Origin of the sequence: Stenotrophomonas sp. NPDC077461 (genome assembly GCF_049545475.1) — a bacterium.
Taxonomy (GTDB): Bacteria; Pseudomonadota; Gammaproteobacteria; order Xanthomonadales; family Xanthomonadaceae; genus Stenotrophomonas; species Stenotrophomonas nematodicola.
Genome location: NZ_JBMWDO010000001.1, coordinates 293,977 through 310,631, shown reverse-complemented (window position 1 = coordinate 310,631; position 16,655 = coordinate 293,977). Strand labels below are relative to the sequence as shown.

The window sequence follows — 16,655 nt, the reverse complement described above, 5'->3', positions numbered from 1 at the left end:
GCGGTTCACGCGCCCAGATGGATCCAGGTGGCCTTCAGCTCGGTGTACTTGTCGAAGGCATGCAGGGATTTGTCGCGGCCGATGCCGGACTGTTTGTAGCCACCGAACGGCGCGGTCATGTCGCCACCGTCCCATTGGTTGACCCAGACGCTGCCGGCACGCAGGCCGCGCGCCACGCGATGCGCGCGGCCGAGGTCGCGCGTCCAGACACCTGCGGCCAGGCCATACACCGAATCGTTGGCCAGGCGCAGCGCATCCTCCTCATGATCGAAGGGAATCACCGCGAGCACGGGACCGAAGATCTCCTCGCGGGCGATGGCGTGCTGCGGGTCGACCTCATCGAACACGGTGGGCTCCACATAGCTGCCGCCTGCCACCACCTCCACCCGCCGACCGCCAAGCAGCAGGCGGGCGCCCTCGGCCTCCCCCCGCGCCACGTGGTCGAGCACGCGGTCGGCGTGGGCATCATCGACCAGCGCGCCCATCGCGGCGTCCGGCTCGAACGGATGCTGCGGCTGCATGTGCCGCCCGTAGGCGAGCACGCGCGCCACGAACGCATCCTTGATCGAGCGCTGGACCAGCAGGCGCGAGCCTGCCGTGCACACTTCGCCCTGGTTGTAGAAGATCGCGGTGGCCGCGGCCTGCGCCGCTGTGTCCAGGTCCGGTGCGTCGGCGAACACCAGATTCGGGCTCTTGCCGCCACATTCCAGCCATGTCCGCTTGAGGTTGGACTGGCCGGCGCACTGCAGCAGCCGCCGGCCGACTGCCGTAGAGCCGGTAAACGCAAGCGCATCCACGTCCATGTGCAGCGCCAGGGGTTCACCGGTGCGCTGGCCGTGGCCGGGCAGCACGTTGAACACACCGTCAGGCACGCCCGCTTCGGCCGCCAGCGCCGCCAGCCGCAGCGCGCTCAGTGGCGAGCGCTCGGACGGCTTGAGCACCACCGAATTGCCAGCGGCCAGGGCCGGGGCGATCTTCCAGCAGGCCATCAGCAGCGGAAAGTTCCAGGGCACGATGGCCGCCACCACGCCGATCGGCTCACGGGTGATCAGCCCCAGCGTATCCAGCGGCGTGGGCGCTACCTCGCCGTAGACCTTGTCGACCGCCTCGGCGGTCCAGCGCAGGCAGCGCAGGACCCCCGCCAGGTCGCCCTGCCGCGCGTCGCGCACCGGCTTGCCCATGTCCAGGGTCTCCAGCAGCGCCAGTTCGTCCGCATCGCGTTCGACCAGCTCGGCCAGCCTCAGCAGCACCTGCTTGCGCTGCGCCGGGGCGGCCCGCGACCAATGGCCCGCTTCGAAGCTGCGACGGGCGGCGGCGACCGCACGGTCGACGTCGAGGTGGTCGGCATCGACCACCTGTGCCAGCACGCGTCCATCGATCGGGCTGATGCAGGCGTAGCGTGCACCGCTGGCGGCGTCGACGTAGCGCCCGTCGATGAAGGCCTGGTCGGGGATGTGCAGGCCCTCGGCCTGGCGCTGCCAGTCGGCGCGGGTGCGTGCGGCGGTCATGGACGCTCCTCGTTTGATCGGATGGGCTATCGCGGTTATACCTGCCGCCCTCACGGCACGCCGTGAGGCGTCTGCGATAGAGTCGTGACCATCCAGACCCTGCGGAGCCGCCATGCCTCGTTCCGAATCGTCACTGAGCGCGCTGTCCCGGCAGATGCCGGCCGATCTCGACGCGTACTGGATGCCGTTCACCGCCAACCGCCAGTTCAAGGCGGCCCCCCGCCTGCTGGTGCGGGCCGAGGGCATGTACTACCACGATGTCGACGACCGCCCGATCCTGGATGGCACCGCCGGACTGTGGTGCTGCAACGCCGGCCACGCGCGGCCACGCATCGTGCAGGCGATCCAGCAGCAGGCGGCGACGCTGGACTTCGCGCCGCCCTTCCAGATGGGCTCGCCCCTGCCGTTCGTGCTGGCCCAGCGCCTGGCCGCGCTGGCGCCGGCGACGTTGAATCATGCGTTTTTCACCAACTCCGGCTCCGAAGCGGTCGACACCGCGATGAAGATCGCGCTGGCCTACCATCGCCTGCGGGGCGACGGGCAGCGCACCCGCTTCATCGGCCGTGAGAAGGCCTACCACGGCGTCGGCTTTGGCGGTCTGTCGATCGGCGGCCTGCCCAACAACCGCAAGACCTTCGGCCCGCTGCTGGCCGGCAGCGATTTCCTGCGCCATACCCTGGACCTGGAGCGCAATGCGTTCAGTCCCGGCCTGCCCCGGTATGGCGCCGAGCTGGCCGAGGACCTGGAGCGGCTGATCGCCCTGCACGACGCGTCCACCATCGCGGCGGTCTTTGTCGAGCCGATTGCCGGCTCGGCCGGCGTGATCCTGCCAGCCCCGGGCTATCTGCAGCGACTGCGCGAACTCTGTGACCAGCACGGCATCCTGCTGGTGTTCGATGAGGTCATCACCGGTTTCGGCCGGGTCGGCAACGCCTTCGCCGCGCAGCGGTTCGGGGTCACCCCGGACCTGCTGACGATGGCCAAGGGCCTGACCAACGGCAGCGTGCCGATGGGCGCGGTGCTGGCCAGCGACGCGATCCATGCGGCCTTCATGCAGGGTCCGCCGGGAGCGATCGAGTTCTTCCACGGCTACACCTATTCCGGTCACCCCCTGGCCTGCGCCGCCGCACTGGCGGCGCTGGACACGTATGCGGAGGAACACCTGTTCCAGCGTGCCATCGAACTGGGCGAGTACTGGCAGACCCGCCTGCACGGATTGCGCGGCCTGCCCCACGTGATCGACATCCGCACGTTCGGTCTGATCGGCGCCGTCGAACTGGCGCCGCGCAAGGACGCGCCGGGCAGCCGCGGCTATGACGTATTCGAGCGCTGCTTCCGCGACGGGCAGCTGCTGGTGCGCTGCACCGGCGATGTGATCGCCCTGTCGCCACCCCTGATCATCGACAAGGCGCAGATCGACCGGATCGTGGACATCCTGGGAGAGGTGATCCGCGCCACCCGGTGATGTCAAGCCGGACGCGGTTCATGTCGATCAGGGTGCCGGCGGGCGACCGGCACTACAATGGTCGGTCACGTTTGGCTCGCGTATCGGATTGCATGGACATTGTCGTCAAAGAAGAACTCAAGGCCTACATCGACCCACTGACCGCGGACGAGCACGACGCGCTGGAGCGCAGCATCCTGGCCGAGGGCTGCCGCGATGCGCTGGTGCTGTGGGGCGATGTGCTGGTGGACGGCCACAACCGCTACGGCATCTGCCGCAAGCACAACCTCCCGTTCCAGACCGTGCAGAACACGCGCTTCCAGTCGATGGACGATGTGCACCTGTGGATGATCGAGCAGCACCTGGGCCGCCGCAGCGTCTCGGATTTCCAGCGCGGCGTGCTGGCCCTGCGCAAACGCGACATCCTGGCCGAGCGCCATCGCCTGGAACAGGCGCAGCTGCAGAAGGAAAGCGATGGCACGGCCACCGCCGACGCGGCTGCCGACGATGCCGACAGCCCGCCGTGGGCGCCGGCACCGAAGGTGAGCCGGGCCGAGATGGCCCGCGAAGCGCGCCTGAGCAACAGCCAGGTCACGATGATCGAGCGCATCCACAAGCAGGCCGCGCCGGAACTGGTGGAAGCGGTGAAGACCGGCGTGATCTCGATCAGCGCCGCCGCCGCGGTGGCGGCGCTGCCTGAAGACGAGCAGCGCGCGGCGGCTGCGGCGGGCAAGGATGAGCTGAAGCAGGCCGCCAAGCGCGTGCGCGACGCCAAGCGCAAGCCGCGCAAGCCAGCGCAGGAGGTGCTGCACAGTGCGGACGAAGACGCCGAGGTCGACCCGAGCCGCGCCGCCGAAATCGCCGATGCGCTCACCGCCTTGGGCGAAGGCCCGGCCGAGCTGCGCCAGCGGGTGATCGCGCTGACGCTGGAAAATGACACCCTGCGCCAGCAGCTGGCGGCGTTGCGCCGGCAGCTGGCCGAGGCCTGAGGTTCATCGCATTGCCGGCCAACGGCCGGCATCGCGGTGGAGTGCGGTCCCCGGGCGGGTGCGGTTGATTGGTCCGCACGCCCGGCGTTTCGGCAGGGAACGCCCTGCCGTTGGGTAGACTGCCGGGATGACGCCCCTTTCGACCCCCGACCCACGCCGACGCCAGTTGCGTCGCCTCAAACTGATCGCGCTGGCGATGCTGCTGGCCATGCTGGCCGGCTTCGTGCTCAGCCACTGGATGGGCGAGCGAGGCGTCTGGGCGTGGGTTGGCGCGTTCTGCGAAGCCGCCGCCGTGGGTGCGCTGGCGGACTGGTTTGCGGTGGTGGCCCTGTTCCGCCGCCCGCTGGGCCTGCCGATCCCGCATACGGCCATCATTCCGCACAGCAAAGACCGTATCGCCGACAGCCTGGCGGTATTCGTGCGCGACCAGTTCCTGGAACCCCAGGCGCTGCTGGCGCGGCTGCAGGTGTTCGACCCGGCCAGCCGGCTGGGCAGTTGGCTGGCCGAGCCCGCGCGGGCGCGGATGCTGGCCGACATGGCGCGCGGCTGGGCGCTGCAGGCGCTGGATTTCCTTGACGAGGCGGCGGTCCGGCGCAGCATCCAGGCCTTCGTGATCCAGCAGTTGCGGCAATGGAACGCGGCTGCCACGGCCGGCGAGCTGCTGGGCCTGCTGACCGCCGACAACCGGCACCAGCGGGTGCTGGACGAGGGCCTGACCCGGGTCGGCGACTGGCTGGGCAACGAAGCGGTCAAGCAGCGCGCGTCGGCGCTGATCGTGCGCTACATCCAGCGCGAGTGGCCCAAGCTGGCCAGCACGGTCAACTGGGTCAAACCCATCGATGAAATCGGCGACAGCCTGGCCGAACGGCTCGCGCATGCGGTGCTGGCCGAACTGCAGCAGATCCTGGCACAGCCGGAGCATCCGCTGCGGCGCGATTACGAAATGTGGCTGGGCCAGTACATCCAGCGCCTGCGCAGCGATCCGGCACTGGCGGCCCGGGTCGAGGACCTCAAGCAGCAGATGATCGACCACCCTGCGGTACAGGACTATGTGCAGGGCCTGTGGGCGCGCATTCATGCCAGCCTGCGCGAGGACCTCGCCAGCGAGGACTCGGCGCTGGCCGGCCACCTGCGCCGCAGCCTGGCCGCGGTCGGACAATCGCTGCAGGACGATCCGGCCCTGCGCGAGGCGCTCAACCAGCATCTGATGGACGGCGCCGAACGTCTCACCAGCCGCCTGCGCGAGGGCGTCACCCAGCACATCGCGCAGACCGTCAAAGGCTGGGACGAACGCCACCTGGTGGAACAGCTGGAACTGAGCGTCGGCCGCGACCTGCAGTTCATCCGTTTCAACGGTACGTTGGTTGGCGGGCTGATCGGCCTGCTCCTGCACGCCCTGACCGTCTGGCTGCACTGGTAGAGAACGGCGTACTTGACGCTTTGACCGGGTGTTTTTGTGCCGCAGCTCACGTATTCTGCGGCGCATTCGGGGCCGGAGTGGCCTGCCTGGGGGGATCCATGCGCAACACCATCGTGCTGCTGGCGCTGTGCGCGCTGGCGGGCAACGCCGAGGCCGGGCGCATCTACAAATGCGCGGCCAACGGACAGACCATCTACCAGTCGGTGCCCTGCCCGGCCGACCAGGACACCGGCGTGACGCGGCCGATCATCAAGGACCCCAAGCTCAGCTGGGAAGAGCGCAGCCGCGCGCAGCGCGAACTGTACGAGGCACGCCAACGCATGCAGGCCGACGCCGGGCGCACGGCTGCGCCGATCCGCGGCACGGTGATCGATGGGGCCGCCGATCCGGAGAAATGCGAGGAACTGCGCTTCCGCCGCGATCTGGCCGAAACCCTCAGCGGGCAGAAGGCTCCGCAGCGCGTCAACGACGCGGTACGCCAGGCCTGCGCCGCGCGCTGACCCGCCTCAGCCAGCCACCGCACGTATCGCCGCCACCAGCGTCTCGATCTGCGCCGGCGGGGTGAATATCCCGGGCGTCACGCGCAGACAGGCGCCCGATGCCAGGCCGTCGCGCGGCACCACGAACACACCATGCCCGCGCAGCATGCGTTCGGCGGTAGCGGTGTTGGCCGCCATCGTGGTCTGACCGCGCAGGCGGAATGCGGCGATCGCGCTGGACAGACGCGGGTCCGGCGAGGCCAGCCGTTCGATGCGGTCGTCCCCGTGCAGCGCCTCCAGCCACTGATTGCGCAGCCGCAGCAGCCGCGCCCGCTTGTTGGCCACGCCGATCCGCGCGTGCAGGGCCAGCGCCGTGGGCAGGGCCAGGCACGCGGCGAAGTTGAGCGTGCCGGTGTGGACCCGCGCATCGATACGGCCGTCGTCATGCTCGCCCAGGTAGGGGGCCACATCGGCGATACGGTCGCGCCGGATGTACAACGCGCCCAACCCGACCGGCGCGCCGATCCACTTGTGCAGATTGATGCCGGCAAACGCCACGCCCAGCGCCGGGAGCACGCTATCGACCTGGCCGATGCCGTGCGCCGCATCCAGCACCACCTCCACCCCGGCGGCACGGGCAAGCGCGGCGATATCCGCCACGGGCAGCAGCATGCCGTTGCGGTGGTTGACGTGGGTCAACAGCAGCAGCCGCGTGCGCGGGTGCGCCGCCAGCGCCTGGCGATAGGTCTCCAGCACCGCCGCGTGGGTGAACGGCTCCGGCATGGCAATTGCTACGCTGCGCACCCCGCGTCGTTCGCCCAGCCACTGCATGGCGGTGATCATGCTGTCGTAGTCGATGTCGGCATGCATCACCGTGTCGCCCGGCGAGAGCCGGCGGTACCCGGCGATCAGCACCTGCATGGCCTCGGTCGCACCGCGCGTGATCGCGATTTCGTCGGGGTCCACGCCGAGCATCCCCGCCACCTGCGCGCGTGCCTGCTCCAGCAGCGGCGGAAATGCCCGCCGACCGAACCAGGCGTTGCCTGCATTCACCCGCGCCGTCCAGTCCTGGCAGGCCTGCAGCACCGGCCGCGCCATCGCGCCCCAGTAGCCGTTGTCGAGCATCACCACCGCATCGTCCAGGTCGTACAGCGCCTGTACCCGCTGCCACCACCGGTCATCGGCGGCAAGGTCGTCGGGCGTACGCCCGTTCGGGTCTGGCACGTCGGCACGGTCAAGCCATTCGCAAGCGTCCATCACCACAGTATCGCAGCGTCACCATCGAACGGACTGATGACGCTTGTCGAACGTAATGATAATGACTATCATTCAAGCATTGGTTGTATGCCCAGCCCCACCCGGCCAGTGCCGCGCGATGTGCACCGGCTCGCTTCGCCCCGTGTACTGCCCCACGCCATCCGCGTCCGTCCCCGGGTGTGCCGCCAACGGCATTGTCCCCCTGGCAGCGGGCAGACGGGCGGAGGCAGGCGTGCCTGCGCCATCTCGTTGCCGGGTGGGCGGAACCGCGCAGTGTGCGGCTGACCCTGCGCTGGATGCTGCCACCGCGGCATTGGATGCGGACCTGCCGGCCACGCGCCGGCACGGCGCCGCCCCGGCCACGGACGGCCACCTTTACCTGTCACCGGCTGCGGCTGGTGATGCCCGTTGTTCGACTCGCTATTGCAGGTTTCCGTGAACAGCACGCCCAACGCCAGCTGGCATACCCGTTTCACCGCCGTGTTCGCCCGCCCCTGGCTGGGCGTGCTGTCGCGCTCGATGGCCGCGATCCTGGGCGGTTATGCGCTGGCAGCGACCTGCGCCATGTTCTTCGCCGTCGCGCTGCCGATCGCCCGCGGCCAGGCGGTACTGACCGGCATGCTGGTCGCCATCGCGCTGTGCGCGTGTGCCGCCCTGTGGGCGTTCGCCACGCGCACCGCACTGCGCGCCTGGGTCGGCATCCTGATGCCCACCGCACTGTTCTGGCTGGGCACCGCTGTGATGAGGGCGGGCGCATGAAGAACGGATTCCGCCAATCAATGGCGTGGCTGCACACCTGGACCGGCCTGCTGGTCGGGTGGCTGCTGCTGCTGATCTTCATGGCCGGCACGGCCAGCTACTACCGCGAGGAAATCAGCCGCTGGATGCGCCCGGAGCTGCCGCGCAGCACGGTCGACGCCGATGTGGCGGCCGAGCGCGCGATCACCTTCCTGCAGCACAAGGCGCCCCAGGCCGAAAGCTGGAACGTGAGCCTGCCCGACCCGCGCAACCCCGCGATGCGGATGTTCTGGCGCAATCCCGAATCGATGGTCAAGCCGTCGGCCGAGGGCGAGAAGCGCCGCCGCCGCGGCGGCGGGCGTTTCGGCGACGCCACGGTGGACCCCAACAGTGGTCAGGAAGTGGCCGCGCGCGAGACCCGCGGGGGCGACTTTTTCTACCGCCTGCACTTTGACCTGCACTACATCCCGGTGCTGTGGGCGCGCTACCTCGTGGGCTTCTGCGCGATGTTCATGCTGGTGGCGATCATCACCGGGGTGATCACCCACAAGAAGATCTTCAAGGACTTCTTTACGTTCCGGAAGGACAAGGGCCTGCGTTCGTGGCTGGACTTCCACAACGTCAGCGCGGTGATGGCCCTGCCCTACCACGCGATGATCACCTACACGGGCATCGTGACACTGATGTTCATGTACCTGCCGTGGGGCGTGAGCGTGGCCTACCCCAAGGATGAGGACGCGTTCTTCAGCGAGGCGTTCGCGCGCCTCGCCGACATTGATACGCCGTCCGAGGGACGTGCTGTGGCACTGCCGATACAGCAGCTGCTGGACAGCGCGCGCGCCGAATGGAAGGGCGCCGACGTGGGCGGCTTCACCCTGTACCACCCGGGCGCGGCCAACGCGGTGATCGACATCCAGCAGCGCGACGGCAAGCGCCTTTCGGTGGATACGCCGTCGCTGCGCTACAACGCGGTGACCGGTGCGCTGCTCGAGGCCAGTCCGGCCGCCGGTGGCGCCACCCAGACCCGTGGCGTGATGTACGGCCTGCACCTGGCGCGTTTTGCCGACTGGGGCCTGCGCGCCCTGTTCTTCCTGTCCGGGCTGGTTGGCTGCCTGATGGTCGCCAGCGGCGTGGTGCTGTGGGCGGTCAAGGAACGGCCCAAGCATGCCAAGTCGGGGAAGATCGGCTTTGGTCTGCGCCTGGTGGATGCGCTCAACATCGGCGCGGTGGCCGGCCTGCCGATCGCTTTCGCGGCGTACTTCTGGGGCAACCGGCTGCTGCCGCTGCAGATGGCCGAACGGTCGGCGGCCGAAGCCGACGTGTTCTTCTACGCGTGGGGCGCGGCGCTGCTGGCCGCGTTCATCTGGCCCAAGCGGATGATGTGGGCCTGGCAGCTGTACCTGGGCGCGGCGTTGTTCGCGCTGATCCCGGTGATGAACGCGCTGACCACCCACGCGCACCTGGGCGTGACCCTGCGCAGCGGCGACTGGGTGCTGGCCGGGTTCGACCTCACCATGCTCGCCTTCGGCGCGATGCTCGCCTACTGCGGCCTGCGCATGCAGCGCTGGCAGCCGGCGCTGAGCGCGGCCGGAAAGAAGCGGCAGGCGGCGGCGAAGGCGCAGCAGCATGCCGGCGCGGAGGTGGGCGCATGATGCTGTTGGCGATCACCGTGAGCTTCTCGGCGTTCACTGCCCTGTCGCTGGCGATGGACAGGCACCAGGCGGACCTGCACGGCAAGGCCGCCGCTACGCCGACCCGCAGGCGCGCATGGCGCTGGCTGGGTTGGGCGTTGCTGGCGCTGTCGTTCGGCCTGTGTGTGGTGGACCACGGCTGGGCCGCCGGCCCGGTGCTGTGGCTCGGGGCGCTGACGATCAGCGGCATTCTGATCGCGTTCGGGCTGTACCCCTTCCGCCCCCGCTGGATCGCGCCGCTGGCGTGGGCGTTGCCGGCGGTCGGGCTGGCGGTGACGCTGTTCGCGCGCTGACGTGCAGACCGGCGCGATGCAGCGCTGCCCCTGTCGCCAGTGGCGGCTCGAAGACCACCTCGGGCTCCCGCCGTACTGGCAGGCCGCAATCGGCGGGTATGAGCGCGGTCATCGGCCCTTGGCGTAGGCGCAAGGCCGCCTTCTGATGGTGTGACGCGCACGGCGCGCGGCCGGAATCCGGTGCCGCCACCACAGGTCAGGGCACCAGCGAGAACACGTGGGCCGGTGCAGACTGGCCATCGATGACCAGCCGGTTGCGCGCCACGCTCTCGCGCAGCGCCCCGGACTTCACCGCCACCCGCTCGCTGGCCAGGTTGCCCACCGCCACGACAATCTCCACCCGCTGCATGCCCATGTGCGCGAACGCGTGGGTCGCCAGCGCGTGCACGACGCGCGTGGCGATGCCCTGACCCTGGCGAGACTGCCGCACCCAGTACCCCAGATTGCAGAAGCGGTGATCGTGCCGGATGGCGTTGAGCCCGGCGCCGCCGACAAACGCGCCGGTATCCGGGTCGAACGCACCATACTCATGGGCGGTGGCCGCTGCGCGGCCATCGCGGCAGGCCTGGAACCACTGCAGTGCCTGCTCGGCGCCGTAATCGGTGGAGCACCACGGCATCCAGCGCCGCATGCCCTCGGCCGATTCCCGCACCGCCGCGGCGAACGCGGCGGCATCGCCATCCTCGAACGGACGTAGCAGCAGTCCGTCGGCGAGAAGCTGGCTGTCGTCCATGTCAGCCCCTTGCCGTCACGCGCCGTAGCGGCGCAGTTCCCAGGCGCGGTGGATGCGCGGATTGCGCTCGAAATCATCGCCGATGGTCTCGGCGGAGATTTCCGTGCACTCGGCAAATTCCTTGATCGCTTCTTCGTCCAGCTTGAAGCGGCGGAAGTTGTTGGAGAAGTACAGCACGCCTTCCGGGCTCAACCGCGCCACGGCCGCCCGCAGCAGGCGCACGTGCTCGCGCTGGACGTCGAAGTCCTCGGCGCGGGCCGAGTTGGAGAAGGTCGGCGGATCGCAGAAGATCACGTCGAAGCGGTGCCGTTCGGCTTCCAGCCAGGCCAGCGCATCGGCCTGGATCAGCTGATGCTGACTGCCGCCCTTGCCGTTCAGCGCCAGGTTGTCGGCACACCATTGCAGGTAGGTGCCGGACAGGTCCACGCTGGTGGTCGACGCCGCTCCCGCGACCGCCGCCTGCACGCTGGCCACGCCGGTGTAGCAGAACAGGTTGAGGAAGCGCTTGCCGACCGCTTCCCGGGCCATGTGCCAGCGCAGCGGGCGGTGATCCAGGAACAGGCCGGTATCGAGGTAATCGAACAGATTCACCCGCAGCAGTGCGTCATTCTCGCGGACCAGCACGAACTCACCGCGCTGTTCGAAGCGGCCGTATTTGCTGCCGCCCTTGCCGCGCTCGCGCGACTTCAGCGCGACCTGCTCGGCCGGCACCTGGAACACCTCGCGCGCGGCCGACAGCAGCTCGTTGCGGCGGCGGCGCACATCGACATCGGGAATCGTCGCCGGTGCCGCGTACTCCTGCACGTGCAGGAACGTGCGGCGCGCGCCGGCGTCTTCTTCGTAGACGTCAATCGCGGCCGCGTACTCGGGCAGGTCCGCGTCGTACACGCGGTAGCAGGTGATTGCCTCGCGGGCGCGCCAGTTCTTGAACTTCCTGATGTTCTTGCGCAGGCGGTTGGCCACCATCTGCGCGCCTTCGCTCAGCTCGCGCGGCTGGCCGGCGTTGTCGCGCTGCGGCACCGCGATCGGATCGCAGACGATCAGCGCGCATTCGATCGCCCCGTTGAACAGCTGGTACTTCTTGTTGGCGCGCAGGCCGGTGGCGAACGCCAGGTCGGCACTGCCACACAGCAGGCTGGCCCGCCACTGCGGCACCGCACGCTTGAGCGCATCGCCAAGTCGGCGATACAGCACCGCATCGGCGGCCAGCCGTTCGTCATACGGCGGGTTGCACACCACGCAGCCGGTTTCCTGCGGCGGCACCTGCATGTCGGCTACATCGCGCACGCCGAACCAGATCGCCTCGGCCACGCCGGCGGTCTCGGCATTTTCCCGGGCGGCACGGATCGCATGCGGATCGATGTCGCTGCCGTGGATCACCTGCTTGAGCGCGGCACGCCCGGCCGTCTCTCGAGCGCGCGCCTCGGCCATCATCGTGTTCCAGGCGTCGCGGTCGAAACCCAGCCAACGGCTGGGCGGAATGCTGCCGTGGCGCTGCAGGCCCGGGGCGACGTCGGCGGCCATCAGCGCGCCTTCGATCAGCAGCGTGCCGCTGCCGCACATCGGGTCGAGCAGGCCACCGCCTTCGGCGTGGATCTTGGGCCAGTTGGCGCGCATCAGCACGGCCGCGGCCAGGTTTTCCTTCAGCGGCGCTTCGTTCTGCGCCATGCGCCAGCCACGGCGGTGCATCGGGCCACCACCGAGGTCGATGGAGATGCTTGCCCGGCCCTTGCGCAGCGACAGGTTGATGCGCACATCGGGGAACTCGGTGTTCACCGACGGCCGTTCCAGGCCCTTGGCGCGCAGGCTGTCGACCACGCCGTCCTTGACCCGCTGCGCGGCGAAGCGCGCATGGGTGATCTCGGTCCCGGACACGTGCGCGTCCACCGACAGGGTCAGCTCCGGGCTGATGTGCTGGTCCCACGCCATCGCCGACACGCCCTGGTACAGCGAGCCTTCGTCCGGGCAGTCGAATTCGGTCAGCGGCCACAGCACGCGGCTGGCCAGGCGCGACCACAGCACCACCTTCAGTGCCTGCGGCAGCTCGCCTTCGGCGTTGACGCCGGCGATGGTGGCGGTGGCCTTGTCCAGGCCGAGCGCCAGCAGTTCGTCGGCGAGCAGGTACTCCAGGCCCTTGGCGCAGGAAACAAAGAATTTCACGGAATCGGTATCGCAGGTCAGCGGAAAGGAGGTGCCCACCGGGCACGGCAAGCGACCCGGCGCGACGCCGGGACGGCCATTGTACGGTAGAGCCGGGCTCTGCCCGGCTGGCGGGGGCGTGTGGCGTGGGGGGTGCCGGGCGCTGGCCGGCTCCCCCCTCACCCCAGCGACTGCAGCAGGTCCTCGAACGCCCGGGCCGAGGCCTCGACGTGATTGTTCAGCCGGTGCCCGTCGTCCACCAGCAGCAGGCGCGCCGAACGGGCCTGCGCCCAGGCGATGACCTGTGCCGGCGGAATCAGTTCATCGTGCCAGGCGTGCACCACGCTGGTCGGCACCGGGGCGGCATCCAGCGCCGGCATCGGTCCCATCGTGGTCGGCGGCACCATCAGGAACAGACCACGGGTGGGCACCTGCAGCGAGGCAATGGCCGAGATGTAGGCGCCCAGGCTGGAACCGGCCAGCACCACCGGGCCACGTGCGGCAGCCGCCGTGGCCAGGCCGGCCAGGCGCTGCAGGCGGGCGCGGACGTCGCCGACGCTGCTTACCGCGCGCATCGCGTCCAGATCGGTGTAGTCGGGGCGTTCGTGCGTCCAGCCGAGCCGCTGGGCGACCTCGGCCAGCGCGGTCACCTTGGTGGCGTCCGGGCCGCTTTCGAACCCGTGGGAAAGGATGCAGTGGCCGCGGCTCATGCACGCGTCCTGTGGGAGTGGATATGAGCGTTCATGACGGAATGCTAGCATCGCGCCATGCCCGGCCGCGCACCGCCCCCGATCGACCTTCAGCCCCTGCCCTACGTGGCACGGCTGGGCGCGCGCGCGCCGGCCGACATCGATCTGGTGGTCATCCACTGCACCGAGCTGCCCGACCTGGCGATGGCCCGCCAGTACGGTGAGCGCGTGCTGTACGACAGCGGCAGCGGCAACAGCGGGCACTACTACATCGACCGCGATGGCCGCATCGTCCAGTACGTGGCGTTGGACCGCATCGCCCACCATGTCAGCGGCTACAACCCGCGCTCGGTCGGCATCGAGCTGGTCAACACCGGCCGCTACCCGCACTGGCTGGATTCACGCCACCAGGCGATGGACGAGCCGTACACCGAGGCGCAGATCGCCGCGCTGATCGACCTGCTGCAGCACCTGTGCGACACGCTGCCCGCGCTGCGGCACATCGCCGGTCACGAATGGCTGGATACCCGCGAGGAAGTGGCCAGCGACGACCCCGAGCGGCGCGTGCCGCGCAAGCGCGATCCCGGGCCGCTGTTCCCGTGGCCGCGCGTGTTGGCGGCGGTGCCGCTGCAACCGTTGGATGCGCACCGCCCCTGACCCGGGAGGTGTTTCAGGGGCCGGTGGCGACCGGGCGGCTGGAATCGCTGACCCACCCGCTCCACGAATCGGCGTAGATGCGGGCGCCATGCAGGCCGGCCACTTCCATCGCCAGCAGCAGATGACAGGCGGTGACGCCCGAGCCGCACATCAGCACCACCTGGCCCGGATCGTGGGTGCCGATCAGCGGGCGCAGCGCGGCCTGCAGATCCGCCGCCGGGCGCAGGCGTCCGTCGTGGACGTTCAACGCGAACGGGCGGTTGACCGCGCCGGGGACGTGCCCGGCGATGGGGTCCAGCGGCTCCACCTCGCCGCGGAAACGCTCGCCGGCCCGGGCATCCAGCAACCAGCCCGGTGCGTGCTTCAGGCGTGCGGCCACCTCGCCAGCCGAGGCGATCTGGCTGCGGTCGAACTGGCCGGGATAGGGCGGCAACGCCGGCACCTGCGGCACCTCGGCGGTCAGCGCCAGGCCCGCGGCCTGCCACGCGGCCAGTCCACCATCGAGCACGGCGACCCGACGGTGCCCGATCAGCCGCAGCAGCCACCACAGCCGCGCGGCGGCCATGCTGCCATCCCCTGCGTCATAGACCACCACCTGGGTTTCCGGCGCGATACCCCACTGCCCCAGCCGCGCGGCGAAGTCCGCGCTGTCCGGCAGCGGGTGGCGTCCCTGGCCGTGCTTGCCCATGTCGGCCAGGTCGCGGTTGAGGTCGGCGTACAGTGCACCGGGCAGATGCCCCTGGGCATAGGCCTGCGCGCCCGACTGCGGGTCGCCCAGCGAGAAGCGCGCATCGACCACGCGCACGGCGGTGCTGGCGGTTGCGCGCGCGTCGAGCACGCGTGCCCCGCCCTGCTGCAGAGCATCGGCAAGGGCGGCGACATCGACCAGGGCGGTCCAGGAAAACGCGGTGGAAGTCATTCGGTCTGCTCCAGGCGGCGACGCAGGTTGTAGAGAATGGCGGCGGTGGCGCCCCAGATGCGTTGGCCCGGCCAGCCGTACTCCAGCACATGCCGGATGCGGCCGCGGTGGTCGATCTCCACCTGGTGCAGGTTGGCGGGCTCCATCAGATAGCTCAGCGGCACCTCGAACACTTCGGCCACTTCATCCGGCTGCGGCACGGCGACGAATGCCGGATCGATCACGGCCACCACGGGCATCACCCGGTAACCGGTGATGGTGACGAATGGATCCAGGTAACCGAGCACGTGCACCTGATCGTGCTTGAGCGCGATTTCCTCATCGCTCTCGCGGATCGCCGCGGCCACGGCGTCGCGGTCGTCCGCCTCCATCCGTCCACCGGGAAAGCCGACCTGGCCGCCGTGATGGCGCAAAGTATCGGTGCGTCGGGTCAACAGCACCTGGGCACCGCCCTCGCGCGGAATGATGCCGGCCAACACCGCCGCCTCGACCGGCGGTCCGGGCGGCAGCAGGTCACTCAGCTCGCTGCGGTTCCAGCCCTCGCCAGTCGGCGGCGCATCCAGCGGATGCAGCGCGCGCATCAGCCGCGCGTGCTCGGCCAGCGAACCGCGCAGCGACTGCCGCAACTGCTCGCGCAATGGCAACGTATGCTGCATGACATGGGTCTGTTCGTGACGGCTCATCGTTCGCCAGCGGGTGATTTCATCCACGGTGCGCAGGCACCCCGCGCAGATATCGGCGCTGTCCAGCGCGCAGATACCGATACAGGGGGTGGGTACGGCACGCGGGGGATCGTCCAGTGATTGCACCGTGCAACAGTAGCGCGATTGGCAGACTGGATCGAGAGCGCGGAGCGCGCGGTGACAGCAAACAAAAACGCGCCGATGTTTCCATCGGCGCGTTTTTGTGACTGCCTGATCTTACTTGACGCTGATCAGCTTGATTTCGAACTGCACGGCGACGTTCGGCGGGAACGGCGTGCGCGGATCGGCACCATAGGCCTGTTCCGGCGGCAGCGTCACTTCCCACTTCGAGCCGGCCGGCATCAGCAGCAGCGCTTCGCGCATGGCCTTCATTTCGACTTCGCTGACCTTCATCGCCGGGATCTGCTGCGCCGGGCGGGCTTCAGCCGGACGGGTGCCGTACGGGTACGGACCGGCGACTTCCAGCTGCACGGTGCTGGCCTGGGTCGGCTTGGCGCCGGTGCCGGCTTCGACCACGCGGTACTGAACGCCGCTCGGCAGCGTCTGCACGCCGGCCTTGGCCTTGTTGGCAGCCAGGAACTGGGTGCTCTTGGTCTTGTTCTCGGCAGCGGCCTTGTCGTACTCGGCCTTGGCGGCCTGCGCACGACCCTGCTCACGCTTCTGGAAGGCTTCGACGGCCGGCTTCAGCTGCTCGGCGGTGATCGCCGGCTGCTTCTTGGCGTAGGCATCCTGCAGGCCCTTCACCACCGAGTTGATGTCCAGCTGTTCGCCACGCGAGGTGAGCTCAGCCAGATTGTTGCCGTAGTCGTAACCGAAGTAATAGCTCAGCTTGCCCTTTTCGGACGAGGTGTCCTGGGCGAAGGCATTGCCCGTCAGGGCCAGGGCCGCGACGGCGACCGCGATAGAACGCAACTTCATCAAACATTTCTCCAGGGGTGGTAACTCAGGACGCGTTGGGCCGCCCTGAGGCGACGGGTTAGGATAGCCGCCGCAAC

16 protein-coding genes are annotated in these 16,655 nt (G+C 69.3%); 8 read left to right on the top strand and 8 right to left on the bottom strand.

The features are described from left to right. Window positions 1-5: 5 nt before the first annotated feature. A complete protein-coding gene (locus tag ACPEH8_RS01445) occupies window positions 6-1,508 on the bottom strand; it encodes an aldehyde dehydrogenase (protein WP_017357062.1) in 1,503 nt (500 codons plus the stop codon). A gap of 112 nt (window positions 1,509-1,620) precedes the next feature. Here ACPEH8_RS01445 and ACPEH8_RS01440 point away from each other — a divergent pair, with 112 nt between their 5' ends. The 4 genes from ACPEH8_RS01440 to ACPEH8_RS01425 all read left to right on the top strand — a co-directional run bounded on the left by ACPEH8_RS01440 (window position 1,621) and on the right by ACPEH8_RS01425 (window position 5,861). Then, entirely contained in the window at window positions 1,621-2,973 is a 1,353-nt protein-coding gene (locus ACPEH8_RS01440) for an aspartate aminotransferase family protein (RefSeq protein ID WP_423665861.1), read from the top strand. A gap of 92 nt (window positions 2,974-3,065) precedes the next feature. After that, window positions 3,066-3,941: a plasmid replication/partition related protein gene (locus ACPEH8_RS01435; protein WP_136004188.1), complete on the top strand. Its 876-nt coding sequence runs from the start codon at window positions 3,066-3,068 to the stop codon at window positions 3,939-3,941. A gap of 127 nt (window positions 3,942-4,068) precedes the next feature. Beyond that, window positions 4,069-5,361, top strand: a complete 1,293-nt coding sequence (locus tag ACPEH8_RS01430) for a DUF445 domain-containing protein (RefSeq protein WP_017357059.1) — start codon at window positions 4,069-4,071, stop codon at window positions 5,359-5,361. 98 nt (window positions 5,362-5,459) lie between these two features. After that, window positions 5,460-5,861, top strand: a complete 402-nt coding sequence (locus ACPEH8_RS01425) for a DUF4124 domain-containing protein (RefSeq protein ID WP_017357058.1) — start codon at window positions 5,460-5,462, stop codon at window positions 5,859-5,861. A gap of 6 nt (window positions 5,862-5,867) precedes the next feature. Here ACPEH8_RS01425 and ACPEH8_RS01420 read toward each other — a convergent pair whose 3' ends face one another. Next, the gene (locus ACPEH8_RS01420) at window positions 5,868-7,064 is read right to left on the bottom strand and encodes an aminotransferase class V-fold PLP-dependent enzyme (protein ID WP_423665859.1); all 1,197 of its coding nucleotides are present in this window, start codon (window positions 7,062-7,064) and stop codon (window positions 5,868-5,870) included. A 468-nt stretch (window positions 7,065-7,532) separates the two neighbouring features. On the opposite strand from ACPEH8_RS01420, the gene ACPEH8_RS01415 reads away from it, so the two are divergent. From ACPEH8_RS01415 to ACPEH8_RS01405, 3 genes are read left to right on the top strand one after another with little or no spacing between them, the layout of a single operon-like run. Further along, the gene (locus ACPEH8_RS01415) at window positions 7,533-7,856 is read left to right on the top strand and encodes a DUF3649 domain-containing protein (RefSeq protein ID WP_243746332.1); all 324 of its coding nucleotides are present in this window, start codon (window positions 7,533-7,535) and stop codon (window positions 7,854-7,856) included. Continuing rightward, on the top strand, window positions 7,853-9,487 hold the full coding sequence (locus ACPEH8_RS01410; RefSeq protein ID WP_423665857.1) for a PepSY-associated TM helix domain-containing protein: 1,635 nt from the start codon (window positions 7,853-7,855) through the stop codon (window positions 9,485-9,487). Before ACPEH8_RS01415 ends, ACPEH8_RS01410 begins: the two co-directional genes overlap by 4 nt. Continuing rightward, on the top strand, window positions 9,484-9,819 hold the full coding sequence (locus ACPEH8_RS01405; protein ID WP_153164399.1) for a DUF3325 domain-containing protein: 336 nt from the start codon (window positions 9,484-9,486) through the stop codon (window positions 9,817-9,819). Before ACPEH8_RS01410 ends, ACPEH8_RS01405 begins: the two co-directional genes overlap by 4 nt. Before the next feature lie 196 nt (window positions 9,820-10,015). Here the strand turns inward: ACPEH8_RS01405 and ACPEH8_RS01400 are convergent, their stop codons facing one another. From ACPEH8_RS01400 to ACPEH8_RS01390, 3 genes are all read right to left on the bottom strand, one after another. Beyond that, complete coding sequence (locus tag ACPEH8_RS01400; protein ID WP_136004196.1) at window positions 10,016-10,552, bottom strand: GNAT family N-acetyltransferase; 537 nt, start codon at window positions 10,550-10,552, stop codon at window positions 10,016-10,018. A 15-nt stretch (window positions 10,553-10,567) separates the two neighbouring features. Next, entirely contained in the window at window positions 10,568-12,712 is a 2,145-nt protein-coding gene (rlmKL, locus tag ACPEH8_RS01395) for a bifunctional 23S rRNA (guanine(2069)-N(7))-methyltransferase RlmK/23S rRNA (guanine(2445)-N(2))-methyltransferase RlmL (protein WP_026071020.1), read from the bottom strand. Window positions 12,713-12,870: 158 nt separating this feature from the next. Further along, window positions 12,871-13,401, bottom strand: coding sequence for an alpha/beta hydrolase (locus tag ACPEH8_RS01390; RefSeq protein ID WP_017357554.1), 531 nt, complete (start codon window positions 13,399-13,401; stop codon window positions 12,871-12,873). Between the two features lie 57 nt (window positions 13,402-13,458). On the opposite strand from ACPEH8_RS01390, the gene ACPEH8_RS01385 reads away from it, so the two are divergent. Beyond that, complete coding sequence (locus tag ACPEH8_RS01385) at window positions 13,459-14,037, top strand: N-acetylmuramoyl-L-alanine amidase (protein ID WP_423665855.1); 579 nt, start codon at window positions 13,459-13,461, stop codon at window positions 14,035-14,037. A 13-nt stretch (window positions 14,038-14,050) separates the two neighbouring features. Here the strand turns inward: ACPEH8_RS01385 and ACPEH8_RS01380 are convergent, their stop codons facing one another. From ACPEH8_RS01380 to ACPEH8_RS01370, 3 genes are all read right to left on the bottom strand, one after another. Then, window positions 14,051-14,956 (bottom strand): sulfurtransferase, encoded by a 906-nt coding sequence (locus ACPEH8_RS01380; RefSeq protein ID WP_136004201.1) that lies wholly within the window; start codon window positions 14,954-14,956, stop codon window positions 14,051-14,053. Continuing rightward, complete coding sequence (locus ACPEH8_RS01375; protein ID WP_026071021.1) at window positions 14,953-15,756, bottom strand: CoA pyrophosphatase; 804 nt, start codon at window positions 15,754-15,756, stop codon at window positions 14,953-14,955. The genes ACPEH8_RS01380 and ACPEH8_RS01375 overlap by 4 nt, the downstream gene beginning before the upstream one ends. Before the next feature lie 120 nt (window positions 15,757-15,876). Continuing rightward, window positions 15,877-16,578 (bottom strand): FKBP-type peptidyl-prolyl cis-trans isomerase N-terminal domain-containing protein, encoded by a 702-nt coding sequence (locus tag ACPEH8_RS01370; protein WP_017357558.1) that lies wholly within the window; start codon window positions 16,576-16,578, stop codon window positions 15,877-15,879. Window positions 16,579-16,655 lie beyond the last annotated feature (77 nt).